Source organism: Blautia sp. SC05B48 (assembly GCF_005848555.1).
GTDB lineage: Bacteria > Bacillota > Clostridia > Lachnospirales > Lachnospiraceae > Blautia_A.
Map to the genome: position 1 here is coordinate 2,314,613 of NZ_CP040518.1, position 24,316 is coordinate 2,338,928.

Below are 24,316 nucleotides of genomic sequence, written 5' to 3' on the forward strand. Positions count from 1 at the left end.
CGTGGAAAGAAATCTGAGAAAAACCCGCGTGGGTAAGGTTGTCAGCGACAAAATGGATAAGACCATCGTAGTTGCAATTGAAGACCATGTAAAACATCCTCTTTACAAAAAAATCGTGAAGAGAACATATAAATTAAAAGCTCATGATGAGAACAATGAGTGCAACATCGGAGATACCGTTAAGGTAATGGAGACCAGACCGCTGTCCAAGGACAAGAGATGGAGACTGGTTGAGATCGTAGAGAAAGCTAAATAAGGAGGAAACCAGTATGATTCAGCAGGAAAGTAGACTGAAAGTTGCCGACAACACTGGTGCAAAAGAAATCCTTTGTATTCGTGTTATGGGCGGCTCTACAAGAAGATATGCAAACATCGGTGACACAATCGTTGCTACGGTTAAAGATGCAACACCAGGCGGCGTTGTTAAAAAAGGTGACGTTGTTAAAGCTGTAGTTGTTAGAACTAAAAAAGGCGCTCGTCGTAAAGACGGATCTTACATCCGTTTCGATGAAAATGCTGCCGTAATTATCAAGGATGACTTAACTCCGAGAGGAACACGTATCTTTGGACCAGTTGCCAGAGAGCTTCGTGAGAAGAAATTCATGAAGATCGTTTCCTTAGCTCCGGAAGTATTATAGGAGGGTGCCGAATGTCAGCTATGAAAATTAAAAAAGGTGATACTGTAAAGGTAATCGCTGGAAAAGATAAAGGTAAGGACGGAAAGGTTCTTGCAGTTAACGTAAAAGACAACACAGTAGTTGTTGAGAACGTAAACATGGTTACAAAGCACGCTAAACCGTCCGCAGCTAATCAGAACGGTGGAATCGTGACAAAAGAAGCTCCGCTTCATATTTCCAACGTAATGCTCGTTGTAGACGGAAAAGCTACAAGAGTTGGATTCAAGATGGACGGAGACAAAAAAGTTCGTGTTGCCAAAGCAACAGGAAAGACAATCGATTAATTAAGAGAGGAGGCATATAAAGGTGAGTAGATTAAAAGATCTTTACAAGAACGAGATCATGGATGCCATGACCAAGAAATTCGGATACAAAAACGTAATGGAAGTGCCAAAACTCGAGAAAATCGTTGTTAACATGGGTGTTGGCGAGGCAAAAGAGAACGCTAAACTTCTTGACGCTGCAATCGCAGATATGGAACTTGTTACAGGACAGAAAGCAATCGCTACAAAAGCTAAAAAATCTGTTGCTAACTTCAAAATCAGAGAGGGTATGCCGATCGGATGTAAAGTTACTCTGAGAGGCGAGAAGATGTATGAGTTCGCTGATCGTCTTATCAACCTTGCTCTTCCACGTGTACGTGACTTCCGTGGTGTTAACCCGAACGCATTCGACGGCAGAGGAAACTATGCTCTTGGTATCAAAGAGCAGCTGATCTTCCCAGAGGTTGAGTACGATAAGGTTGATAAAGTAAGAGGAATGGACGTTATCTTCGTTACAACTGCTAAAACAGATGAAGAGGCACGCGAATTACTGACATTATTCAACATGCCATTTGCTAAATAGGAGGAAAAGATTCATGGCTAAGACAGCAATGAAAATTAAACAGCAGCGTAAAGCTAAATTCTCCACAAGAGAGTATACCCGCTGCAGAATCTGTGGCCGTCCACATGCATACCTGAGAAAATACGGAATTTGCAGAATCTGCTTCCGTGAGCTGGCATACAAAGGTCAGATCCCGGGTGTTAAGAAAGCTTCCTGGTAGGCCGAGGCGAAAGCAACTTTTTAATTATATAAATAATATTCACACGACATGTAAAGTCTGAAGAAAGAGGAGGAAACTTACATGACAATGAGCGATCCGATCGCAGATATGCTTACAAGAATCCGTAACGCAAACACTGCAAAACATGACACTGTAGACGTACCGGCATCCAAGATGAAAATTGCTATTGCAAACATCCTTGTAGATGAGGGATACATCGCAAAATATGATATGGTTGAGGATGGAGTTGTTAAAACTCTTCACATCACACTGAAATATGGTGAGGACAAAAACCAGAAGATCATCACAGGACTTAAGAGAATCTCCAAACCGGGTCTTCGTGTATACGCAGGCAAGGATGAGCTTCCGAAGGTTCTTGGTGGACTTGGTATCGCGATCCTTTCCACAAACAAAGGCGTTGTCACTGACAAAGAGGCTCGTAAGCTTCAGGTTGGTGGCGAGGTACTTGCATTCGTTTGGTAGGCCGAAAGCCGCTTAACGAAGCAGTCATATAGCTTTTAAACTGAAAACAGAGAGGGCAGGGGCCCTCTCCGACAATCTAAGTAAGGAGGACAAATTTATGTCACGAATCGGAAGACTTCCGGTTGCAATTCCAGCTGGCGTTGAGGTTACAGTCGCAGATGGAAACGTTGTAACAGTAAAAGGACCTAAGGGAACACTTGAGAGAGCACTCCCGACAGAGTTAGAGATCAAAGTTGAAGACGGTCATGTAGTTGTAACAAGACCGAACGACTTAAAGAGAATCAAAGCCCTTCACGGCTTAACAAGAAGCCTTATCCACAACATGGTTGTTGGTGTAAGTGAAGGATACAAAAAAGAGCTTGAGGTTAACGGTGTTGGTTACAGAGCTGCTAAGCAGGGCAAGAAACTTGTACTTAACCTCGGATATTCTCACCCGGTAGAGATGGAAGATCCAGAAGGTCTTGAGTCCACAGTTGACGGAAACAAGATCATCGTATCTGGTATCAGCAAAGAAAAAGTTGGCCAGTACGCAGCTGAGATCAGAGACAAGAGAAGACCTGAGCCATACAAGGGCAAGGGAATCAAGTACGTTGACGAAGTTATCAGACGTAAAGTCGGTAAGACCGGTAAGAAATAATTAAGGAGAGTGAGAATATGATTAACAAAGCATCCAGAAGCGAAATTCGCGAAAAGAAGCATAGAAGATTACGTCATCATTTAAACGGAACTGCAACTACTCCTCGTCTGGCAGTATTTCGTTCCAACAAGCACATCTATGCACAGATTATTGATGACACAGTTGGTAAAACTTTAGTATCCGCTTCTACTCTCCAGAAGGACGTAAAAGCAGAGCTTGAGAACACTGATGATGTACAGGCTGCAGCAAAAGTTGGAGCAGTGATCGGTAAAAAAGCTGTTGAGGCTGGTATCGAGAGCGTTGTTTTCGACAGAGGTGGATATATCTACCACGGAAAAGTTAAAGCACTGGCAGATGCAGCAAGAGAAGCTGGACTGAAATTCTAAGAGGAGGAAAAGAACACATGAAACGTAATCTTATTGATGCTAGTCAGTTAGAGTTAGAAGATAAAGTAGTATCAATCAAGCGTGTTACCAAGGTTGTTAAAGGTGGTCGTAACTTCCGTTTCACAGCTTTAGTTGTTGTAGGTGACGGCAATGGACACGTTGGTGCAGGTTTAGGAAAAGCAGCAGAAATTCCGGAGGCGATCCGCAAAGGTAAAGAGGACGCTATGAAGAAACTTGTTACTGTTGCAAGAGACGAGAACAATTCCATTACACATGACTTCATCGGAAAATTCGGAAGTGCTGAGATGCTTCTGAAGAGAGCTCCGGAAGGTACTGGAGTTATCGCCGGTGGCCCGGCACGTGCCGTAATCGAGCTTGCAGGTATCAAAAACATCCGTACAAAATGTATGGGTTCCAGAAATAAACAGAACGTAGTTCTGGCAACAATCGCAGGCCTGAGCCAGTTAAAGACTCCGGAAGAGGTTGCAAAGCTCCGCGGAAAATCTGTAGATGAGATTCTGGGTTAAGGAGGATATGGAAATGGCAGATACAATCAAGGTTACACTGGTAAAATCTCCGATCGGTGCAGTACCGAAACACAAAAAAACTGTAAAAGCTATGGGTCTTACAAAGATGCATAAAACAGTTGAGATGCCAGACAACGCTGCAACCAGAGGAATGATTCAGCAGGTGCAGCACCTGGTAAAAGTAGAAGATTAAGGAGGTGCCAGAATGGAATTATCAAACTTAAGACCCGCAGAGGGTTCCAAGCATAGCGATAACTTCAGAAGAGGCCGTGGACATGGTTCAGGAAACGGCAAAACTGCTGGTAAAGGACATAAAGGACAGCTTGCTCGTTCCGGCCACAAGAAACCGGGATTCGAGGGAGGTCAGATGCCTTTATACAGACGTCTTCCTAAGAGAGGCTTCACTAACAGAAACTCTAAAGAAATTATCGCAATCAATGTAGACGTTCTCAATCGTTTTGAGGATGGCGCAGAGGTTACAGTTGACAGCTTACTTGCAAGCGGTGCAATCTCCAAGATCGGTGATGGTGTTAAGATCCTTGGAAACGGCGAGCTTACAAAAAAACTTAATGTTAAAGTAAACGCTGTCAGCGAGACTGCAAAAACAAAAATTGAAGCTGCTGGTGGTACAGTAGAGGTGATCTAATGTTTGAGACTCTTAAGAGTGTTTTCAAAGTAAAGGAAATGAGAAGAAAGCTTCTCTATCTGATCTGGATGATATTCGTGATCAGAATCGGATCCCAGCTTCCTGTACCGGGAGTCGACAGTGACTTCTTTAAGCAGTGGTTTGAATCTAATACCGGTGACGCATTCAATTTCTTTGATGCGTTCACCGGCGGTTCCTTTACTCAGATGTCAATTTTTGCATTGAACATCACACCTTACATTACTTCTTCCATTATCATTCAGCTTCTTACCATTGCCATTCCGGCACTGGAAGAGATGCAGCGTGACGGAGAAGAAGGAAGAAAAAAGCTTACAGCAATCACACGTTATGTAACGGTTGGTCTTGCTCTGTTTGAGTCTGTTGCCATGGCAATCGGATTCGGACGTCAGGGTATGATCCCGAACATGAACTTCCTTAAAGGAGTCGTAGTTGTTGCAAGTTTAACAGCGGGTTCCGCAATGCTTATGTGGTTGGGCGAGCGTATTACAGAGAAGGGCATTGGAAATGGTATTTCCATCGTCCTGACTATCAATATCGTGTCCAGGATCCCGAGTGATATGTCCCTTCTTTATGAGAACTTCGTCAAGGGCAAAACAATTGCAAAAGGAATGCTTGCAGCCTGCATCATTGCTGTGATTATTCTGTTTGTTGTAGTGCTCGTACTTATCCTCAACGGAGCAGAGAGAAGAATTCCGGTTCAGTATTCCAGAAAGATGGTTGGACGTAAAATGATGGGCGGTCAGTCCACAAACATCCCGCTCAAGGTAAATACTGCCGGCGTTATCCCGGTTATTTTTGCTTCTTCTATCATGTCTTTCCCGTCGATCATTGCTCAGTTCGCTGGCAAAGGAAACGGAACGGGCATCGGAAGTGAGATATTAAGAGGACTTTCCTCCAATAACTGGTGTAATCCAAGTCAGATCCAGTACAGCTGGGGTCTGATCGTGTATGTAGTACTTTGCGTATTTTTCGCATACTTCTATACATCAATTACCTTTAATCCGTTGGAAGTAGCCGATAATATCAAAAAGCAGGGCGGTTTTATCCCAGGCATCCGTCCGGGAAAACCGACTTCAGATTATTTGACTAAAATCCTGAATTATATTATATTTATAGGTGCAGTAGGTCTTGTTATCGTGGCCGTTATACCGTTCTTCTTCAACGGTGTGTTCGGTGCGGATGTTTCCTTCGGCGGTACATCTATCATCATCATCGTAGGTGTTATCCTGGAGACCGTTAAGCAGGTGGAATCTCAGCTGCTTGTGCGTAATTACAAAGGCTTCCTGAACTAATTGAAAATGAAGGTTGCGGTGCGAAAGTGTCGCAGCCTTGATTTGTAAACAGGACTGTCTGAAAATCAGGCAGAAAACAGGAAAATGGAGGGTATGCTATGAGAATTATTATGTTGGGTGCACCAGGGGCAGGTAAAGGTACTCAGGCTAAGAAAATTGCGGCGAAATATGGGATTCCGCACATCTCCACAGGAGATATTTTCCGTGCCAACATCAAAAACGGTACCGAGCTTGGAAACAAAGCAAAAACTTACATGGATCAGGGACTTCTTGTTCCGGATGAACTGACCTGCGACCTTGTTGTTGACAGAATCCAGCAGGATGACGCACGGGAAGGGTATGTTCTGGATGGTTTCCCGAGAACAATTCCGCAGGCAGAATGTCTGACAGAGGCTCTGAACAAACTTGGAAGCAAAATTGACTATGCGATTGATGTGGATGTGCCGGATGATAACATCGTGAAACGTATGGGCGGACGCCGTGCATGTGTGAAATGTGGTGCAACTTATCACGTTGTATTTGCAGCACCGAAGACAGAGGGTGTATGCGATACCTGTGGTGACAAGCTTGTACTCCGTGAAGATGACAAGCCGGAAACAGTCCAGAAGCGTCTGAATGTTTATCATGAGCAGACACAGCCATTGATTGACTATTACACCACACAGGGTGTTTTGAAGACGGTAGACGGAACCAGGGATCTGAATGAGGTATTCCAGGAGATCGTTGACATCTTAGGAGAATAAGAATGTCCGTAACAATTAAGACACAGCATGAAATTGAACTTATGAGAGAAGCAGGCCATCTTCTTGAGAAGGTGCATGACGGTTTGATCCCTTACATCAAACCGGGTGTCAGCACCAAAGAGATTGATAAGATCGGGGAAGAAATGATCCGGTCTATGGGCTGTATTCCGAACTTTCTGAACTACGGAGGTTTTCCGGCTTCTTTCTGCATCAGCCTGAATGATGAGGTTGTGCATGGAATTCCATCCGAGGAGAAGATCATCCAGGACGGGGATCTGGTTAAGATCGACGCCGGCCTGATTTATAAGGGCTACCATTCTGACGCAGCACGTACCTATGCGGTAGGTGAAGTATCCAAAGAAGCACAGCAGCTCATTAAAGTTACAAGAGAGTGCTTTTTTGAAGGACTGAAAATGGCAAAAGCAGGAAATCATTTAAATGATATTTCCAAAGCCATCGGAGCCCACGCAGCGAAATACCGTTACGGTATTGTACGTGACCTTGTAGGACATGGAATCGGAACTCATCTTCATGAGGATCCGCAGATTCCAAACTTCCCGCAGAAGCGCAGGGGCATCAAGCTCCTTCCGGGAATGACCCTGGCCGTCGAGCCCATGATCAACCTTGGTCGTGCGGACGTGGCATGGCTGGACGATGAGTGGACAGTAGTAACCATGGATGGTTCACTTTCCGCCCATTATGAAAACACGATTCTCATCACTGATGGGGAACCAGAGATTCTGACGCTTACGAATCTGTAAGCAGCAATTGTTGTTATGACATAGGAGGTAAAAAATGTCAAAAGCAGATGTGATCGAAGTAGAAGGCACTGTTCTGGAGAAACTGCCTAACGCGATGTTTAAAGTAGAACTGGAAAACAAACATGTGGTACTTGCACATATCAGTGGCAAGCTCCGTATGAATTTTATCCGTATTCTCCCGGGAGATAAAGTAACGATCGAACTTTCTCCGTATGATCTTTCCAAGGGAAGAATCATCTGGAGAGATAAATAAGAAATATTGTAAAAGATGACCTGGTGGCGTTAAGCTGCCGGGTCTTTTTTTGCCTTTTCTGCAGAAAAAGAATCTGAAGTGGAGTTTATTACTCACATTTATTTCACGCTTTAAACATAAAGGGAACAGATTTTGCTGATATACGTCGGGAATGATAGAGAACTATCATTCCCGGCGTTTTTTATGCTACAGGAAAATATTCTGTGATGTTCCGATAACATCAGGCAGGATTCTTTATTATAAGAACAGATGCCGCATCATCCGATTCCGCCAAGTACAATTCCAAGAATCAGAACCAGAAAACAAACAGGAACATAAATATATTTACACACCGGATAAAAATATTTCGTGAACGGTTTCTCACGTCCTTTGCTGACCTGATTTTCCACATAGCTCCGGCCGAAGATCCAGAAGAACATGATCCCTGCAAGTCCTGCGCCGAGAGGACAGATATAGATGGAAAGCACATCCATCCAGTCAGAAACAATGCCCTGGATCAGCAGAGAAGCTACAACGCCGATCATTGCGATCACCATGCAGGAAGGAGTCCGGCCAAGACCTGTTTTTTCCTGGACTGTGGCAATGGGTGCTTCATAAAGGTTCATAAGCGAGGTCATACCTGCAAGGAATACAGCTACGAAAAAGATGATGGCAATGATCCGTCCGCCGGGCATGGTTTTGATCAGGTGCGGCAGGTAGATGAACAAAAGTCCGGGACCGCCCTGGTCAAGCTTGGCTCCGGTGGTCGCCATGGCCGGAATGATCACAAGAGCTGCCAGCATGGCGGCAATGGTATCAAAAAGAGCCACTCTTGCAGCAGAAGCCGGGATATCCTCACTGTCCGGAAGATAGGAACCGTAGATCAGGGTTCCGTTTCCGGCCACAGACAGGGAGAAAAATGCCTGCCCCAGTGCAAAGATCCAGGTGGAAGGCTTGGCCAGAACTTCCGGCTCCACGCGGAAGATATAGCGGTATCCTGCGTTTGAGCCCGGCTGAAACGCAACATAGATGCCAAGGATCACAAACAGGATAAAGAAAACAGGCATCATGATCTTGTTGGCCTTTTCGATACCACTTCCAACGCCGTACATCAGGATAAACATGCAGATCACAAGAGCAGCCAGCTGCCAGAGATTATTTCCCCAGGCAGAGGCCATACCTCCGAATTGAGATCCAAAGGACTCAATATCCGCAGGTGCCAGGGTAGATCCTGTAAAGGCTCCGATCATATATCGGAAGATCCATCCCATAACAACTGTATAGCCGATAGCCATAGCCAGTGCTCCGATCACAGGGATCCATCCGAGCAGTTCGCCAGGCTTTCGCTTTCCGCGGGTTTCACAGGCCATGCCGAAGGCGTCAATGGGCCCGGAACGTGTCCCACGGCCAAAGCTCATCTCACCGATCACTCCGGTAAAGCTGATCAGTGCTACGAAAATAAAATACGGGATCAGGAACGATCCCCCTCCATACAGGGAAACTCTGGTGGGAAACATCCAGATATTTCCCATTCCAACCGCAGACCCGATGCAGGCCAGAATGAATCCCCAGCGGCTGTTAAAAGATTCTCGTTTTTTCATATAAATAAAATATCCTCTCTCCATTTGATCGTTTCAGTATAACATAATTCCGGGAAATAGGAAACTGCAGCATCTATACAGATTCAGGTATCTATACAGATCCAGGCGGATATTTGTGAGCCACATTTGTTGCTGGCTTATAACTGTATAGCTGCGAAGCAGTTATGAGCTGATCTCATCGGCGCAGGGCATTATCATAAAATCGAAAATGATCCGGTCTGTGCCGTGACTGAGTATACTCAAACATCACGCCATCACTGTTATAAGTCTGGCTGGACACCACAGCCACGCAGTTATAATCTTTTACATTCAGATGAAGATATTTTTCATCAATTTCCGTAACCTTTTCCACAGTCATGGCCCGTTTGCTGTTGACAATGGTCATATGAAGCTCCTGTTCCAGGTATTCATAGATAGAATGGCTGGCGATCTCGGCAGTAAGGCCGGGAACGGATTCCTTCAGAAAATAATTATGGTTGATGATCAGTGGGATATCTTCAAGGTAATGGATACGCTGAATATAATATACTTTTGCACCAGCGGGAAATCCTGTGTAAGCAGACTGCTTTTTGCTGATACAAAGTTCTGTAAAGAGAGCCACCTCTGTATGGGCATTCTGACCGTTCCTTGCAGCAGATTCCTTGAAGGTTTCGATCTCTCCGATGGTGAAAGCAGTCTGCTCGTTTGGACGGTAGATATTGCGGACACCTTTTCCCTGCATGGTCTGTACATAGCCGTCACTGACAAGAAGACGGACTGCACGGCGCAGGGTATTGCGGGAACAGCCGTAAGTCTGGATCAGAGTGTTTTCGGAAGGCAGAAGTTCCTGATAGGCAAAGGTGTTGTCCTCTATTTTCATTTTCAGATCTTTATAAATATCTTCGTAAATACTTCTGGGCATTTCAATTCTCCATTCATGTTCGGTCAAAAATATATAGAGGGGTTCATGATTTCTAAAATAATTATAAAAGATTTTCCCGGCAAGCGCAATGTAAATACCGGAAAATGTTTAAACAAGTTACAAAACATATTGATATGTTATGAAGACAGTATGGGAAATATAGATGAAATCAATTTGCGGCTATTCAAAACCATGATACTGGATTTCGAACGCATATAAGCTGTAAGCTGCGCGTAAACAAAAAAGGAAATGTGACAGTGTAAAAACAGATCACATTTCCCCTTCTTTTATCAAAACTAAAATAAAGTCAGGCCTCTTTTTTCTTATAAGAAAGCTTCCTGAAGCTGCTGCAGGCAGAAGCAGTGCTTCGGGTAACTGCCGGTGTATCAGCAGTATTCCGGTCTGCACTGACCAGCCATACAGCATAGAAGGCAGGAACCAGACAGAGCCATACGCCTGAGAGACCGCAGGTCATATACAGGATCAGAGACAGAGCTGCACCTGTATGGAAAGAAAGCAGCGTCATTCCGTAGAATTTTGCTTTATCGCACTGTGCGTTGTCCTTTTTCATAAGAAACTGTGTGACAGCTGTGGTGAACTGACGGAGATTGTTGGTGGAAAAGATCGTTGAGCTGTTATATCCGCCGGGAGCCTTGAAGGTACACCACTGGAAAGGCATTGCAAAGAACACCGGATAAAGAGCAACAACCGGAGACATTCCGGAAGGAAAGAATCCCAGGAGCAGGATCGCAAAGATATCGATGCCGATACTGATAAAACGAAGATCTGTGGAAAAATGCTCCGGGATCCAGACTGTAAGGATCACGGCAGTCATATATATAAGAAGTGCGCCTATACGCAGCAGCATATCCGAAAAATCCCTGCCTATGAGATCACGAACAACACCAAGAAGGTTGGCTGTCTGGGCATTGCCAAAAAGATCAGCTCTTGACACAATGGCATAAAGCCCCAGGTATCCACCGATAAAAGATAAGGTGTAATGTATCAGAAAACGATACTTCATTTCCGTATGCATATGTAAAGATTCCTTTCATTAAAATAGGCAGATTCCATATGTCTGCCGGACTTTGCCACCCATTATAATACAGCCTGTAAAAAAAATCAAAAATTTTTTAAATTTTTTCTTGCATTTCAGGAAAACAGGTGTTAGTATATATTTCAAGCGCGCAAATACTGTGTATGAGTGCGCCTGTGAAACTGCAGATATGAGACTAATTTACGGAAGGAGGATTTCCAGTGAAAGTAAGATCATCTGTAAAGCCGATCTGCGAGAAGTGCAAGGTCATTAAGAGAAAGGGATCCATCAGAATCATCTGTGAGAACCCGAAGCACAAACAGCGTCAGGGTTGATTTCCATATCGGAACTTCTTTGGAATGTTTGTGAAACGTGCGGCTGCAGTATGAAACACCCGGCAGGGTTGTTCTGCTGAACAGATAATAAGCATGTATTGCCTAATACCGAGAGGCAACAGCGGTTAAGATCCGCAATTTCGGAAAGGCTGTGATTCGCCAATTACAGCTGGGTGTTTTACCGAGGCACCCCAATTAGGAAACTAGAAAAGAAAGCGGCAGGTCGATATGTCCCATTTCACCTTGCGAGAGCAAGTGACATACGATATGCGGAACTTTCAGAAACAGAAAATGGAGGAAACAGTACATGGCTCGTATAGCTGGTGTAGACTTACCAAGAGAGAAACGTATTGAAATCGGTCTTACCTACATTTATGGAATTGGTAGACCAAGCGCAGACAAAATTCTTGCTAAAGCAGAGGTTAATCCTGACACACGTGTCAGAGATCTGACTGATGATGAGGTTAAGAGACTGAGCGCTGTTATTGATGAGACAATGACAGTAGAAGGTGATCTGAGAAGGGAAATCGCCCTTAACATCAAGAGACTGCAGGAGATTGGATGCTACAGAGGTATCCGTCATCGTAAAGGACTCCCGGTTCGTGGTCAGAAGACTAAGACAAATGCGAGAACTCGCAAGGGACCGAAGAGAACTGTTGCAAACAAGAAGAAATAATTTATAGATATAACTAATTAATTTCAATAAAAGGAAAGTGTAGGTTAGTTTTAAAATGGCAAAAGTTACAAAGAAAACGACAAAACGTCGTGTCAAGAAAAACGTTGAACACGGACAGGCACACATTCAGTCTTCCTTCAACAATACAATCGTCACACTGACAGATAACGAAGGAAACGCTCTTTCATGGGCAAGTGCCGGTGGTCTTGGATTTAAAGGTTCAAGGAAATCTACCCCTTATGCAGCACAGATGGCAGCAGAGACTGCAACAAAGGCTGCTTTAATTCATGGATTAAAAACAGTAGACGTTATGGTAAAAGGCCCGGGCTCAGGCCGTGAAGCTGCAATCCGTGCGCTTCAGGCATGCGGACTTGAAGTAACCAGCATTCGTGACGTAACTCCGGTTCCTCACAACGGATGCCGTCCACCAAAACGCAGAAGAGTCTAATTAGGAGGTAGTTGAAATGGCAGTAAATAGAGTACCTGTTCTGAAAAGATGCAGATCCCTTGGCCTGGATCCGATTTACTTAGGAATTGATAAGAAGTCCACAAGACAGTTAAAACGTGCAAACCGCAAGGTGTCTGAGTATGGTCTTCAGTTAAAAGAGAAACAGAAAGCAAAATTTATCTACGGAGTTCTTGAGAAACCTTTCCGTAATTACTACAAGAAAGCCGACAGAATGCAGGGCCAGACAGGTGAGAACCTTATGGTTATGCTTGAGAGCAGACTTGACAACATCGTTTTCCGTATGGGATTTGCCAGAACAAGAAGAGAGGCTCGTCAGATCGTAGATCACAAGCACGTACTTGTTAACGGAAAATCTGTAAATATTCCGTCTTACCTGTGCAAAGCAGGAGACACAATTGAGATCAGAGAGAAGAGCAAAGGTTCTGAGAGATATAAAGGAATCCTTGAGATCACTGGCGGAAGACTTGTTCCGGAGTGGATCGACGTTGATCAGGAGAACCTGAAGGGTGTAGTTAAAGAGCTTCCTACAAGAGAGCAGATCGATGTTCCTGTAAACGAGATGCTTATCGTCGAGCTGTATTCTAAATAATTAATAACTGTTTACTGTGTCTACAGTTATAAAAATTGGTAATACCCTCGAATGTTGATTAACCCAGAAGGAGGGAACCTTATAGTGTTTGATTTCAATAAACCAAAAATCGAAATTACCGAAATATCCGAAGATAAGAAGTTTGGAAGATTCGTTGTAGAGCCTCTGGAAAGAGGTTATGGTACTACCCTTGGCAATTCTTTAAGAAGAATTATGCTGTCCTCCCTTCCGGGAGCTGCAGTAAGCCAGGTGAAGATCGATGGTGTACTTCATGAATTCAGCTCTATTCCGGGCGTGAAGGAAGATGTGACCGAGATCATCATGAATCTGAAATCTCTTGCCATCAAGAATCACAGCAGTGACAATGAGCCGAAGACCGCATACATTGAGTGTGAGGGAAAAGGTGTTGTTACAGCAGCTGATATCCAGGCAGATCAGGATATTGAGATCATGAACCCGGATCAGGTGATCGCAACCCTGAACGGTGGAAAAGACTGCAGACTGGCCATGGAGCTTACCATTACCAAGGGACGTGGCTATATCAGTGCAGACAAAGGCAAAACCGATGACATGCCGATCGGTATGATCGCAGTGGATGCGATCTACACACCGGTAGACAGAGTCAACATGATCGTAGAGAATACACGAGTTGGTCAGGTAACTGACTTCGACAAGCTTACACTGGATGTATATACCAATGGAACACTTGATCCGGATGAGGCAGTCAGCCTTGCAGCGAAGGTTCTCAGCGAGCATTTAAGTCTGTTCATTGATCTTTCCGAGAATGCTAAGACCGCAGAGGTTATGATCGAGAAAGAAGACAATGAGAAGGAAAAGGTTCTGGAGATGAGCATTGATGAGCTTGAGCTCTCTGTTCGTTCCTACAACTGCCTTAAGAGAGCCGGTATCAATACGGTTGAAGAATTATGCAACAAGACTTCTGACGATATGATGAAGGTTCGTAATCTGGGCCGCAAATCCTTAGAGGAAGTACTTGCAAAACTCAAAGAGCTGGGACTTCAGCTCCAGCCTACCGAGGAATAATCCGGAAACAGAGTAATGAGTGGGGTGTCAGCAGCAGGGCAGTAAGACCGAACAAGCATGTCCTGGTGTCCCACAGATGGAGGATAATAAAATGGCAAAATATAGAAAATTAAGCAGAACATCTAACCAGAGAAAAGCACTTCTCAGAAATCAGGTTACAAACCTTCTTTATCACGGAAAGATCGTGACAACAGAAGCTAAGGCTAAAGAGATCCGTAAGATCGCTGAGGGACTTATTGCTATGGCTGTACGTGAGAAAGACAATTTCGAAACAGTTACAGTAACAGCTAAGGTTGCTCGTAAAGATGCTGACGGAAAACGTGTAAAAGAAGTTGTAGACGGTAAGAAGAAAACAGTTTACGACGAAGTTCAGAAAGAGATCAAGAAAGATGCTTCTTCCAGACTTCATGCACGTCGTGAGATGATGAAAGTTTTCTATCCTGTAACAGATGTTCCTGCTAAGGGCGCTGGCAGAAAGAAAAACACAAAAGAAGTTGACATGGTTGACAAGATGTTCAGCGAGATCGCTCCGAAATACGCAGATCGTAACGGTGGTTACACAAGAATCGTTAAGATCGGACAGCGTAAGGGCGATGCAGCTATGGAAGTTCTTATCGAGCTTGTATAATTTACTTCTGACCGATTTAAAGGACATTTGCAGAAATGCAAATGTCCTTTTTTTATATTCCAAAAAGTTTGAAAAAATGCATAAATGGTGGATTTTCGACCATAAATTACATGAAGATACCATAATTTGAATAACAAATCATGGTATAATATATAGAACAAAAGGTAACAATGATGGAGTAAAAGGGGATACATATATATGACGATGATGACCATTGCCATTTGTGACGACATGCAGGTGGATGCAAGAAGACTTCACAAACAGCTTGAGCGGATCGTTCCAGGGTCAGAAATTCGGATATTTAAAAGCGGCGAGCTTTTACTGGAAGAATTGGAAAAGAAAAGGAAACCTTATGATGCAATCTTTGTGAACATTGATTCAAAGAAAGTAGACGGACTGGAAACAATACGGAAGATACGGGAAAAAGAAATGTCAATGGCAGTGCTTTTTATGAGCAGAAGCGATGAATATTACAGAGAGGCTTTTGACCTGTTTGCATATAACTATTTACTGAAACCTGTAACCGAAGAAACTTTGGAATATGTAATGAAACCACTGAAGAAGCTACTTTGCAACGGAAGTGATGATCGGGTGATCCATTTTCAGTATCGCGCCCGTGTGTATACGGTGCGGTACAGTCAGGTGAGTTATATTACCAGCAGTCTTCATATCGTGAATTTCCATAAGACAGACGGAAGCATACTTCAGTGCCGAGGTAAGTTGAAAGATTTTGAAAAACAGCTTGATGACAGTACATTTTTGCGGTGTCATCAGAGTTTTATAGTAAATATGGAACGGGTCACAGGAGCTGAAAATGACAGCTTTCATATTGGCGAGCATGTAATACCGATCTCTCGATCCTATAACCGGAATGCACACGAGAAATATGATGAATATCTGAGACTTCAGCAGGAATATGACGAGGAAGAAGAGGATTAACTTGATTATTATCCTTTTTTAGCGTACAATCGGTAATGTACGAAATACGACTACACGTATGCGAAAGGATGATAAACATGGTCGGTGGGACTTTTGGTATTACCGGACAGAAACAATATAGGAATGATTTGGGACAGTTTCCCGGATATGATAAATTTGCAGAAGATAAAAAGGAAAGCAGAGAGGAACTGTTTTCCTTTACGTCTTGTGCATTTTTTTGTTGCCTGAGATGATGCGACGTTTTATACTGACATTGGAAATACTGTTTGTATCGCTTTTTCTTCTGGGAGGAAATTTTCCGGAAACAGAAGCTGCCCGGAATACATCAGGAGGATTTAGCTGGAAGGACCACAGGACCATTGCACATGCTCTGGGAGGTATGGACGGAAAGGATTACCTGAATTCCAGAGAGGGATTTCTGTTCATGTATGAACAGGGAGTACGTCTTTTTGAATTGGATCTTTCCAGGACATCAGATGGAGTATGGGTCTGCAGGCATAACTGGAACGATTCCATGGGACAGTGGGATGGCAACGGAAAAAAAGTCCTTACAGAAAAGGAATTCAGACAAAGTAAAATATATGGGAAATACACCCCCATGACACTGGAGGATTTTTTTCTTCTTCTGAAAGATTATCCGGATGCATATGTGCTGATCGATTCCAAACAGTATTCTCTTCGCAATTATCAGAGAACGCTGGAGGATTACAGTGATTATGTGGAAATCGCCAGGAATGCAGGTGCCGGTGAGACGCTGGATCAGATCATTCCGGAAATCTACAATGAAGCAATGTTTCCCGGGACGGCCATGATCTATTCCTTTCCTTCCTATGTATACTCACTGTGGCAGGAGTATTCTGTGGAAGAGCTGGAGCATATTGCATCCTTCTGTAAAGAAAAGGGAATTCCGGCAGCAACAGTATACTGGGAGTACTGGTCAGAAGAAACGGAGAAGATCTTCGAAAAAAATGGGATCAGTCTGTATGTTTATACGGTCAATGACCGTGACCAGGCCAGAAGGTATATTTCACAGGGCGCAGAAGGAATCTGTACCGATTTCCTGACAGCGGAAGATCTGTGGTAAGAGAAATAAAAACAAAGGAATCAGAAGATTATGAAAATAAGAACAACTATTGCTGTGATGGCAGCAAAGATCACAGGACATGTCTGTAAGCTTATGGGCCGGCAGGGTGTGACCTGGGCCGGTAAGGTCGCAATGAAGATCTGTCCGGATATCCTGGAAGAGCTTTCTTCTCAGGTAAGAGAAAAAATATTTGTAGTATGCGGAACCAACGGAAAGACCACAACCAATAACATGCTGTGCGCAGGCCTTGAGGCAGAGGGAAAAAAGGTCATCTGCAATCATACCGGTTCAAATATGCTGAACGGAGTTGTGGCAGCCTTTGTATTGGGGGCCAAATTCAGCGGAAAACTGGATGCGGATTATGCATGTATAGAGGTGGATGAGGCATCCACAAGACATGTGTTCACAAGAATCAAACCGGATTATATGGTTATGACTAATCTGTTCCGTGATCAGCTGGACCGTTATGGCGAGATTGATATCACTATGAACATCCTGGAAGAAATGATGAAAAAGGTTCCGGATATGAAGGTCATTGTCAATGGCGACGATGCACTGTCTGCATATCTTGCCATGGACTGCGGAAATCCTTTTGTAACCTACGGGATCAGCAAACCGGTGATCGAGAACAAAACAAACGAGATTCGTGAGGGCCGGTTCTGTAAGTGCTGTGGAGAAAGACTGATCTACAGCTTCTATCATTACAGTCAGCTGGGTGACTACAGATGTCCGAAATGCGGCTTTAAACGTCCGGAGATCGACTTTGATGCCACAGATGTGAAGGTGGATGATCAGATCGCCTTTACAGTGGAAGATAAACGGATCGTGGCCAATTATAAGGGATTCTATAATGTGTATAATATTCTGGCTGCCTATGCGGGAATTCGTACCGCAGGCTTTAAGGCGGAGCATTTTAATGAGATGCTCCGGAAGTTTAACCCGGAGAACGGACGCAATGAACAGTTTCGGATCAAGGGCACCGGTGTTGTTCTGAATCTTGCTAAGAATCCGGCCGGTTTTAACCAGAACATTTCAGCTGTGATGCAGGACGGATCACCAAAGGATATCATCATTGTGATCAATGATAATGCACAGGATGGAAAAGATATCTCCTGGCTCTGGGATGTGGATTTTGATCTTTTCGGAGGGGACAATATCAATTCCATCACAGTCAGTGGTATCCGGTGTCAGGATATGCGCCTCCGTCTGAAATATGTGGATATCCCGTCCATGCTGGAAAATGATGTGGAGACAGCCATCCGCAAACGAATCGGGGATGGATGCGGCAATCTTTATGTACTTGTAAATTATACGGCGCTGTTTGGCACCAGAAATATCCTGAAAAAACTGGAGGGTGAGAAATGAAGATAACGATAGGACATTTATATCCGGATCTTCTGAACCTTTACGGTGACAGAGGAAATATCCAGTGTCTGATGAAGCGCTGTCTCTGGAGAGGAATCGAGGCAGAAACCATAGCCTACGAACTGGATGACAGAATAGATTTTTCCAAACTGGATATCGTACTTCTTGGCGGTGGCTCCGACAGAGAACAGATGCTGGTATGTGAAAAGCTGAAGGAAATCCAGAAGGATTTCAAGGCGTATGTGGAAGATAATGGAGTTGTGATCGCAATCTGTGGAGGGTATCAGCTCCTTGGAAATTATTATAAAACTGATCAGGGAATGATCGAAGGGCTGAAGCTTGTAGATATGAGCACTGAGCAGGGAAAAGGCCGCCTTATTGGAAACATTGTGATGCAGAGCGATCTTTTTGATATGCCCATCGTAGGCTTTGAAAATCATGGAGGGCGTACCACCATCGGAAACAACAAATCCCTGGGGAAGGTTCTGTCAGGATACGGAAATGACGGACAATCCGGAGAGGAAGGGGTTGTATACAAAAATGTGATCGGTACGTATCTTCACGGACCACTTCTTCCCAAAAATCCGCAGCTTGCAGATCTTCTGATCAGCCGTGCACTGGAAAAGAAATACGGTAAAAAGATCGAACTTGAGAAACTGGACGACAGCGAGGAACAGGAGGCGAACTCCTATATTTTCCACCGCTTTGTAAAAAACGAAGGATAAGAGGGCAGTATGGCAAAATCAAACAATCAGAAGGCGAAGATCCTGTACCTTGAAAAAATGCTGCGGGAAACAGGGGAGCATCGGGTAATATCTATGCAGAAGATCCTTGAGAATCTTGAGAAACAGGGAATTCGTGCAGAGCGAAAGAGCATTTATGATGATGTGGAGGTATTACGTTCTTTTGGAATGGATATCCGTTATACAAGAGAACGGCCGGGTGGTTATTATCTTGCCGGTGAGAGTGCCGGAGAGGAACAGCTGTCTGAAGAGCCCGGGCTGACTGCTGAAGCTAAGGATATTCGTGAAACTAAAGATATTCATGAGACATCTGTGACAGGGTACCGGAAGCTTCTTGAGGCTTCAGCCGGAACCATAAAAAAAGAAATAAAACTTCTCTGTGCCGGAGCTGTACAGGTGGAGGTGAGAGACTTTTTCGGCACAGCTGCAGAATATAAAATGAAAGATAGCGGAGATCTGACGGTAACTGCAGAACTTCCGGAAAATGGAAAATTCTACGGATGGCTGACCGGGATGGGCGGCAGTGTACGTATCCTGAAACCCAAGAAATCTGCAGCCGCCTACAGAGACTATCTGAAATCACTGGCAAAGGACTATAAAGGCTTATAGGAGAGATTTGATCATGAAGAAAAAAACAGCAATCCTGCTTGTGGGAGCTTTTGTCTTTACAGCAGCCTTTTCCGGCTGTGGAAAAAACAAAGAGGCGACAGAGGCAGCCAATGAAAGTGTGGAGTCTGAAGACCCGGAAGGAAAAGCCAAAAACAGCGATGATGCAGAGAAAGAAGAAAAAGAAGAAGCAAAGGAAACTGCGGCAGCAGATAAGAAAGTAGGTGTGTTTCTGCCTTCATCAGCAGATGATCCCCGTTGGTCTGCTGATGGAGAAACTCTTCAGAATACACTGGAAGATGATGGATATGATGCAGAGATATTTTGGGCAGATGAAGACAGTGATACGCAGGTATCCCAGATTCAGTCTATTCTGGATGATGAAGAGCTTTCTGCACTTGTCATCGCACCTGCAGATGCTTACAGCCTGAACGATGTGCTGGAGCAGGTGTACGAGAAATCCATTCCCGTGATTTCGTACGATCAGCTGATCATGGATACAGATAAGGTCAACTATTATGTTACCTTTAATACAAGAAAAGCCGGAAAAATGGTGGGAGATTCCATCATAAAAAAAATGGATCTGGAGAAAGCACGGGAAGAAAAGAAAACTCTGACCATTGAGTTCCTTATGGGCTCTCCGGATGATCGTGACGCACTGTTCTTTTATAATGGAGTGATGGAGAAGCTTCAGGAATATTTCGACGATGGAACACTGGCATGTACTTCAGGAAAGCTGACCTTTGATGATACTGCAGTGATGCGTTCCGGAAGAAATACCGCAAAGAATGATATGGCGGAGATCCTTTCTCAGAATTATACAGAGGATGCGCCGGATATTATCTGCACAGGTGCCGATGACCTTGCACTTGGGGCTGTGGATGCTCTGGAGGATGCTGGATATGTGTCTGGAGAGGATGGCTGGCCTATGATCACAGGAGGCGGCTGTGAGGCAGAAGCAGTGACAGCTGTGATCCAGGGAAAGATTGAGGATGATCTGCTGTTTGATAACCGTGTACTGGCAAATGATTGTGTAACGATGGTGGATGCTATTCTGAAAGGGGAGAAACCGGAGATCTCCGATTATGAGCAGTATGATAACGGGACCAAGATCGTGGGAACTGTGACCAGTGATATCCAGCTGATCGATGCAGATAATTATCAGATGCTTGTGGATGACGGATATTATGAAGAGAATGAAATCATGCCGGAGGCAACTGCCACACCAACGCCGACAGTGACACCGGAAGCTACGGTGACGGAAGAACCGGATATAGATGAAAATACAACGGAAGCTGCATCGGCTTCATCGGAAAAGGAAGAAACGGAAATTTCCGGAACACCGACACCGGAGGAAACAGTAACTCCGACACCTTCAGAGAAGCCAGAAAAGGATGCCACTGCATAAATCAGAAATGACATCATGATCCGGCTGTGATAAAAATAAAAATACTCCTGGAAACAATGTATATAAGTTTTCAGGAGTATTTTTTATGATAAATCTTATTCACGGAAAGTAAGTTTGCCATCAGCAATGGAATCAATGATAGCAAGAGATTCCAGGTGGATACCCATGTCACGGATGGTCTGTCCGCCGGACTGGAAGCCTTTTTCGATAACGATTCCGGCTCCTTCAAGAGTCGCGCCGGATTTCTTAACGATGTCGATCAGACCGAGAAGTGCACAGCCATTGGCAAGAAAATCATCGATCAGGAGTACGTGATCTTCCGGTCCGAGAAATTTCTTGGAAAGGATCACATCGTAAACTTTCTTGTGGGTGAAAGACTCTACCTTGGTGGTGTACATCTCGCCGTCAAGGTTCACACTCTGTGCTTTCTTGGCAAATACAACCGGTACATGGAAATACTGTGCCGCAATACAGGCAATACCGATACCGGAAGCTTCGATGGTAAGGATCTTGGTGATTGGACAGTGGTCAAAACGTTTCTTGAATTCTTTGCCGACCTCGTTGATCAGGTCAATATCCATCTGATGATTCAGAAAGCTGTCCACTTTTAAAATATTTCCTTCTTTTACTACGCCGTCTGTCAGAATTCTGTCTTTTAAAAGCTGCATGAAATTTATCTCCTTTGATTTATCACATTAATATATGTTTACTGCCCACGGACAGAGCAGTAATATTTTTAATATGTATCATACGACAATATTTGCGTGAGTGCAATTATTTTTGACAAAAAAACATAAAATTATTATAATAGATAAGATGACGAAGAAAGGAACAGGCACAGATGAAAGAGTACGAAGTAATCTGGGAAATTTTTAACAAATGCCCGAGAAATCAGATGCGTGATGTATTTGTGGAAGAAGTAGAGATTGCAGATCCGGAAGCGTATGTGAAACAGAAATTTCAGGGGAAGGATGTCTCCTACGAGAAGACAGTACTGGAAGACGGAACCATCATTTTTGACATTCAGACATCTATGATCCGGCAGCGCTGTTCTTTCACGGAGATATGAGGGAGGAAATACACATGAAAGAAACACATGTGCACGTTCTCGAGGATGGAACCGTTCTTGAGCATACCCACGGGGAACAGGAACATGTGCATACTCACGATAGCACACATCCTCATCATCACAGCCACGCACAGACCAAGGCCGTACTCAACAGACTTTCCAGGGCCATTGGTCATATGGAATCCATTAAGCGTATGGTGGAGGAAGGACGTGACTGCAGCGAAGTGCTGATCCAGCTATCAGCCGTAAAATCTGCGATCAATAATACAGGCAAGATCATACTGCAGGATCATATAGAACACTGCATCGTGGATGCAGTAGAGCATGGAGACAGGGATGCTATCAAAGAACTGGAAAAAGCGATCGACAGATTTATGAAGTAAGGTAAGGAGTTCATGAGAGATCATGAATGAGAAAAATGCACGGACAGAGAGTCAGTTCGGTCAGTGTAAATACAAAGAATGAGAGGAATCTATTATGGCAAAAGAGTGTAGCAATACATCCTGCAACAAATCAAGCTGTGAAGGCTGCGGAGAGAAAAAAAACCAGAGCCTCATGGCAGAACCAAATGTTTTTTCTGACGTAAAACATGTGATCGGAGTTGTCAGCGGAAAGGGAGGCGTGGGTAAATCCTTCGTAACAGGCTCCCTGGCAAACCTGATGGCTTCCAAGGGATATAAAGTGGGCATTATGGATGCTGATATCACCGGTCCGTCCATCCCGAAGATGTATGGCATCAAGGGCAATGCACAGGGCAGTGACAACGGGATCTATCCGATGCCAACTGCAAACGGAATCGAGGTTATGTCTGTAAACCTTCTTCTTCCGGATGAGGAGACACCGGTGATCTGGAGAGGTCCGGTCCTTGCAAATATGGTAAAACAGTTTTGGAGTGATGTGATCTGGGGTGAATTGGATTATCTCTTTGTAGATATGCCGCCAGGAACCGGAGATGTTCCGCTGACAGTATTCCAGTCCCTGCCGATCGAGGGTGTTGTGATCGTTACTTCCCCGCAGGATCTGGTCCGCATGATCGTCAAGAAAGCCTATAACATGGCTGATATGATGAAGGTTCCGGTCCTTGGAATCGTGGAGAACTATAGCTATGTGAAATGTCCGGACTGCGGAAAAGAGATCAAGGTCTTTGGCGAGAGCCATATCGATGAGATCGCTGCAGAATTGAAGGTTCCGGTCCTGGGCAAGATGCCGATTGACGTGAAGCTTGCAGAGCTTGCAGACAGCGGTCTGTTTAGTAAGATCGAGAATGAGTATATCACCGCGGCAGCAGACGTGATGCCGAAGGCTGAAGTGTAAGTAATAAGAATAATATCTGACCGATATCAATAACAGAAAAGACCACCGGAATTGAGTATATAAGGATCGTAATAACCTTATGGCAGATTCCGGTGGCTTTTTTACTGGATCAGGGAAGTTTCCTGCTTCAATCGCGAAAAGCAGTAAGCGGCAGGGACTTGATCATATCAGATCTGGGAAAAATATTTCAGAAAACACTGGGCAGCCTGAGAAAGCTGCAGTGCTTCATGATGAGCGATCACGGCACTTCTTGCGGGCAGAGGTGTTTTCAGATGGACAGGTTCCAGGCCCGGACGGTTGCGGAGCATATAATCCGGGATACAGGCAATACCAAGTCCGATCTCTGCAAGATCGATCAGCAGATCGTTGCTGTTCAGTTCAACCTCAGGCAGCAGCTTCAGTCCCTGGGCTGCAAACACCTGATGAAGATATTCGCTGGTGGTACTCTTTGGAGCGAGCATCAGGATGGGATAATCCAGAAGATTTTCCATGGAAAGAGGAGATTTGCCCATGGTGAAATAGTCCGGATTTGCCACGAAGATATCCCGGAATTCCAGCACAGTCTGAAGCTTGGTGTGGGCCGAAAGCCGGGAATTCGGGTAGTTGGTGACGATCAGCTCAGCCTGGCCGTTTTCCAGAAGCTCCGCACATCCGATAGAAGTACTGTTGATGATCTTGATCCGTACCTCCGGATGATCCTTGTGGAAACGGCGGAGATAGGGGATGAGAAAATAGCGGCACAGAGTATCGCTGGCACCGATCCGCAGCTGACCGGTAAGATTTCCTTCTCCGGAAAGGACAGCCTCTCCCTCGTTTAGCATGGAAAGGGCCGGTTTTACATGTTGGAGAAGAAGCTCTCCCTCAGGAGTCAGGATGACCCGTTTGGTGCTGCGCACAAACAGAGTATGGCCCAGCTTTTTTTCAAGGTTTTTGACGGCCTGGCTTACTGCAGACTGTGAGATAAAAAGCTGTCTGGAAGCCTCCGAAAAGCTCAGTGTTGTGGCCACATAATAAAACACTTTGTAAAGTTCAAGATTGATATCCATATGTGAAAAATCC

At 44.4% G+C, this 24,316-nt stretch carries 35 protein-coding genes; 30 read left to right on the top strand and 5 right to left on the bottom strand.

The window, feature by feature from the left end; translation table 11 throughout:
- The first annotated feature begins 1 nt into the window (after window position 1).
- The 15 genes from rpsQ (at window position 2) to infA (ending at window position 7,471) form a co-directional block, all read left to right on the top strand.
- Window positions 2-256, top strand: coding sequence for a 30S ribosomal protein S17 (rpsQ, locus tag EYS05_RS10620; protein ID WP_118513007.1), 255 nt, complete (start codon window positions 2-4; stop codon window positions 254-256).
- Between the two features lie 13 nt (window positions 257-269).
- Complete coding sequence (rplN, locus tag EYS05_RS10625) at window positions 270-638, top strand: 50S ribosomal protein L14 (RefSeq protein WP_118513008.1); 369 nt, start codon at window positions 270-272, stop codon at window positions 636-638.
- Between the two features lie 11 nt (window positions 639-649).
- Window positions 650-961, top strand: coding sequence for a 50S ribosomal protein L24 (gene rplX / locus EYS05_RS10630; RefSeq protein WP_021650764.1), 312 nt, complete (start codon window positions 650-652; stop codon window positions 959-961).
- A 22-nt stretch (window positions 962-983) separates the two neighbouring features.
- The gene (gene rplE, locus EYS05_RS10635; protein WP_021650765.1) at window positions 984-1,523 is read left to right on the top strand and encodes a 50S ribosomal protein L5; all 540 of its coding nucleotides are present in this window, start codon (window positions 984-986) and stop codon (window positions 1,521-1,523) included.
- Window positions 1,524-1,536: 13 nt separating this feature from the next.
- Window positions 1,537-1,722 (top strand): type Z 30S ribosomal protein S14, encoded by a 186-nt coding sequence (locus EYS05_RS10640; RefSeq protein ID WP_015526927.1) that lies wholly within the window; start codon window positions 1,537-1,539, stop codon window positions 1,720-1,722.
- A gap of 81 nt (window positions 1,723-1,803) precedes the next feature.
- A complete protein-coding gene (rpsH, locus tag EYS05_RS10645; protein WP_118513009.1) occupies window positions 1,804-2,205 on the top strand; it encodes a 30S ribosomal protein S8 in 402 nt (133 codons plus the stop codon).
- Between the two features lie 97 nt (window positions 2,206-2,302).
- Complete coding sequence (gene rplF, locus EYS05_RS10650; RefSeq protein ID WP_015526929.1) at window positions 2,303-2,842, top strand: 50S ribosomal protein L6; 540 nt, start codon at window positions 2,303-2,305, stop codon at window positions 2,840-2,842.
- A 17-nt stretch (window positions 2,843-2,859) separates the two neighbouring features.
- Complete coding sequence (gene rplR, locus EYS05_RS10655; RefSeq protein WP_118513010.1) at window positions 2,860-3,228, top strand: 50S ribosomal protein L18; 369 nt, start codon at window positions 2,860-2,862, stop codon at window positions 3,226-3,228.
- Window positions 3,229-3,245: 17 nt separating this feature from the next.
- Window positions 3,246-3,755, top strand: coding sequence for a 30S ribosomal protein S5 (rpsE, locus tag EYS05_RS10660; protein ID WP_015526931.1), 510 nt, complete (start codon window positions 3,246-3,248; stop codon window positions 3,753-3,755).
- A gap of 13 nt (window positions 3,756-3,768) precedes the next feature.
- Window positions 3,769-3,948 carry a 50S ribosomal protein L30 gene (gene rpmD / locus EYS05_RS10665; protein ID WP_015526932.1) on the top strand — a complete coding sequence of 60 codons (180 nt, stop codon included), beginning with the start codon at window positions 3,769-3,771 and terminating at the stop codon, window positions 3,946-3,948.
- A gap of 12 nt (window positions 3,949-3,960) precedes the next feature.
- A complete protein-coding gene (gene rplO, locus EYS05_RS10670) occupies window positions 3,961-4,401 on the top strand; it encodes a 50S ribosomal protein L15 (RefSeq protein ID WP_015526933.1) in 441 nt (146 codons plus the stop codon).
- Window positions 4,401-5,714: a preprotein translocase subunit SecY gene (gene secY, locus EYS05_RS10675; protein WP_118513011.1), complete on the top strand. Its 1,314-nt coding sequence runs from the start codon at window positions 4,401-4,403 to the stop codon at window positions 5,712-5,714. The genes rplO and secY overlap by 1 nt, the downstream gene beginning before the upstream one ends.
- Before the next feature lie 98 nt (window positions 5,715-5,812).
- Window positions 5,813-6,457, top strand: coding sequence for an adenylate kinase (locus tag EYS05_RS10680; RefSeq protein WP_118624187.1), 645 nt, complete (start codon window positions 5,813-5,815; stop codon window positions 6,455-6,457).
- Window positions 6,458-6,459: 2 nt separating this feature from the next.
- Window positions 6,460-7,218: a type I methionyl aminopeptidase gene (gene map, locus EYS05_RS10685; protein WP_015526936.1), complete on the top strand. Its 759-nt coding sequence runs from the start codon at window positions 6,460-6,462 to the stop codon at window positions 7,216-7,218.
- Between the two features lie 34 nt (window positions 7,219-7,252).
- Complete coding sequence (infA, locus tag EYS05_RS10690; protein WP_005428560.1) at window positions 7,253-7,471, top strand: translation initiation factor IF-1; 219 nt, start codon at window positions 7,253-7,255, stop codon at window positions 7,469-7,471.
- A 257-nt stretch (window positions 7,472-7,728) separates the two neighbouring features.
- Here the strand turns inward: infA and EYS05_RS10695 are convergent, their stop codons facing one another.
- From EYS05_RS10695 to EYS05_RS10705, 3 genes are all read right to left on the bottom strand, one after another.
- Window positions 7,729-9,051, bottom strand: a complete 1,323-nt coding sequence (locus EYS05_RS10695; RefSeq protein ID WP_118513013.1) for a sodium-dependent transporter — start codon at window positions 9,049-9,051, stop codon at window positions 7,729-7,731.
- A 175-nt stretch (window positions 9,052-9,226) separates the two neighbouring features.
- Entirely contained in the window at window positions 9,227-9,952 is a 726-nt protein-coding gene (locus tag EYS05_RS10700; RefSeq protein WP_138277141.1) for a UTRA domain-containing protein, read from the bottom strand.
- Between the two features lie 307 nt (window positions 9,953-10,259).
- Window positions 10,260-10,988 carry a YoaK family protein gene (locus EYS05_RS10705; protein ID WP_138277142.1) on the bottom strand — a complete coding sequence of 243 codons (729 nt, stop codon included), beginning with the start codon at window positions 10,986-10,988 and terminating at the stop codon, window positions 10,260-10,262.
- 221 nt (window positions 10,989-11,209) lie between these two features.
- On the opposite strand from EYS05_RS10705, the gene rpmJ reads away from it, so the two are divergent.
- The 12 genes from rpmJ (at window position 11,210) to EYS05_RS10765 (ending at window position 20,874) form a co-directional block, all read left to right on the top strand.
- Window positions 11,210-11,323, top strand: coding sequence for a 50S ribosomal protein L36 (gene rpmJ, locus EYS05_RS10710; RefSeq protein ID WP_003022746.1), 114 nt, complete (start codon window positions 11,210-11,212; stop codon window positions 11,321-11,323).
- A gap of 307 nt (window positions 11,324-11,630) precedes the next feature.
- Window positions 11,631-11,999, top strand: a complete 369-nt coding sequence (gene rpsM, locus EYS05_RS10715; RefSeq protein WP_008707282.1) for a 30S ribosomal protein S13 — start codon at window positions 11,631-11,633, stop codon at window positions 11,997-11,999.
- Window positions 12,000-12,054: 55 nt separating this feature from the next.
- Window positions 12,055-12,447: a 30S ribosomal protein S11 gene (gene rpsK, locus EYS05_RS10720; RefSeq protein ID WP_015526942.1), complete on the top strand. Its 393-nt coding sequence runs from the start codon at window positions 12,055-12,057 to the stop codon at window positions 12,445-12,447.
- A gap of 16 nt (window positions 12,448-12,463) precedes the next feature.
- Complete coding sequence (gene rpsD, locus EYS05_RS10725) at window positions 12,464-13,057, top strand: 30S ribosomal protein S4 (protein ID WP_118513016.1); 594 nt, start codon at window positions 12,464-12,466, stop codon at window positions 13,055-13,057.
- 84 nt (window positions 13,058-13,141) lie between these two features.
- The gene (locus tag EYS05_RS10730) at window positions 13,142-14,101 is read left to right on the top strand and encodes a DNA-directed RNA polymerase subunit alpha (protein WP_118513017.1); all 960 of its coding nucleotides are present in this window, start codon (window positions 13,142-13,144) and stop codon (window positions 14,099-14,101) included.
- A 91-nt stretch (window positions 14,102-14,192) separates the two neighbouring features.
- A complete protein-coding gene (rplQ, locus tag EYS05_RS10735; RefSeq protein WP_118513018.1) occupies window positions 14,193-14,729 on the top strand; it encodes a 50S ribosomal protein L17 in 537 nt (178 codons plus the stop codon).
- Window positions 14,730-14,927: 198 nt separating this feature from the next.
- Complete coding sequence (locus EYS05_RS10740) at window positions 14,928-15,668, top strand: LytR/AlgR family response regulator transcription factor (RefSeq protein WP_138277143.1); 741 nt, start codon at window positions 14,928-14,930, stop codon at window positions 15,666-15,668.
- A 379-nt stretch (window positions 15,669-16,047) separates the two neighbouring features.
- The gene (locus EYS05_RS10745; RefSeq protein ID WP_227752270.1) at window positions 16,048-16,752 is read left to right on the top strand and encodes a phosphatidylinositol-specific phospholipase C/glycerophosphodiester phosphodiesterase family protein; all 705 of its coding nucleotides are present in this window, start codon (window positions 16,048-16,050) and stop codon (window positions 16,750-16,752) included.
- Between the two features lie 30 nt (window positions 16,753-16,782).
- Window positions 16,783-18,117, top strand: coding sequence for a MurT ligase domain-containing protein (locus EYS05_RS10750; RefSeq protein ID WP_118513021.1), 1,335 nt, complete (start codon window positions 16,783-16,785; stop codon window positions 18,115-18,117).
- Window positions 18,114-18,842 carry a type 1 glutamine amidotransferase gene (locus EYS05_RS10755; RefSeq protein WP_118624177.1) on the top strand — a complete coding sequence of 243 codons (729 nt, stop codon included), beginning with the start codon at window positions 18,114-18,116 and terminating at the stop codon, window positions 18,840-18,842. Before EYS05_RS10750 ends, EYS05_RS10755 begins: the two co-directional genes overlap by 4 nt.
- 9 nt (window positions 18,843-18,851) lie before the next feature.
- Window positions 18,852-19,469, top strand: a complete 618-nt coding sequence (locus EYS05_RS10760) for a WYL domain-containing protein (protein ID WP_118513022.1) — start codon at window positions 18,852-18,854, stop codon at window positions 19,467-19,469.
- A 13-nt stretch (window positions 19,470-19,482) separates the two neighbouring features.
- The gene (locus tag EYS05_RS10765; RefSeq protein WP_138277145.1) at window positions 19,483-20,874 is read left to right on the top strand and encodes a substrate-binding domain-containing protein; all 1,392 of its coding nucleotides are present in this window, start codon (window positions 19,483-19,485) and stop codon (window positions 20,872-20,874) included.
- 95 nt (window positions 20,875-20,969) lie between these two features.
- On the opposite strand, the gene EYS05_RS10770 is transcribed toward EYS05_RS10765, so the two are convergent.
- On the bottom strand, window positions 20,970-21,542 hold the full coding sequence (locus EYS05_RS10770) for a xanthine phosphoribosyltransferase (protein ID WP_015526955.1): 573 nt from the start codon (window positions 21,540-21,542) through the stop codon (window positions 20,970-20,972).
- Window positions 21,543-21,715: 173 nt separating this feature from the next.
- Here EYS05_RS10770 and EYS05_RS10775 point away from each other — a divergent pair, with 173 nt between their 5' ends.
- The 3 genes from EYS05_RS10775 to EYS05_RS10785 all read left to right on the top strand — a co-directional run bounded on the left by EYS05_RS10775 (window position 21,716) and on the right by EYS05_RS10785 (window position 23,257).
- The gene (locus EYS05_RS10775) at window positions 21,716-21,943 is read left to right on the top strand and encodes a hypothetical protein (RefSeq protein WP_015526956.1); all 228 of its coding nucleotides are present in this window, start codon (window positions 21,716-21,718) and stop codon (window positions 21,941-21,943) included.
- Window positions 21,940-22,326: a metal-sensing transcriptional repressor gene (locus tag EYS05_RS10780; RefSeq protein ID WP_138277146.1), complete on the top strand. Its 387-nt coding sequence runs from the start codon at window positions 21,940-21,942 to the stop codon at window positions 22,324-22,326. Before EYS05_RS10775 ends, EYS05_RS10780 begins: the two co-directional genes overlap by 4 nt.
- A 94-nt stretch (window positions 22,327-22,420) precedes the next feature.
- Window positions 22,421-23,257, top strand: a complete 837-nt coding sequence (locus EYS05_RS10785; protein ID WP_138277147.1) for an Mrp/NBP35 family ATP-binding protein — start codon at window positions 22,421-22,423, stop codon at window positions 23,255-23,257.
- Between the two features lie 167 nt (window positions 23,258-23,424).
- On the opposite strand, the gene EYS05_RS10790 is transcribed toward EYS05_RS10785, so the two are convergent.
- Window positions 23,425-24,303: a LysR family transcriptional regulator gene (locus EYS05_RS10790; protein ID WP_021650784.1), complete on the bottom strand. Its 879-nt coding sequence runs from the start codon at window positions 24,301-24,303 to the stop codon at window positions 23,425-23,427.
- Between the last annotated feature and the right edge of the window lie 13 nt (window positions 24,304-24,316).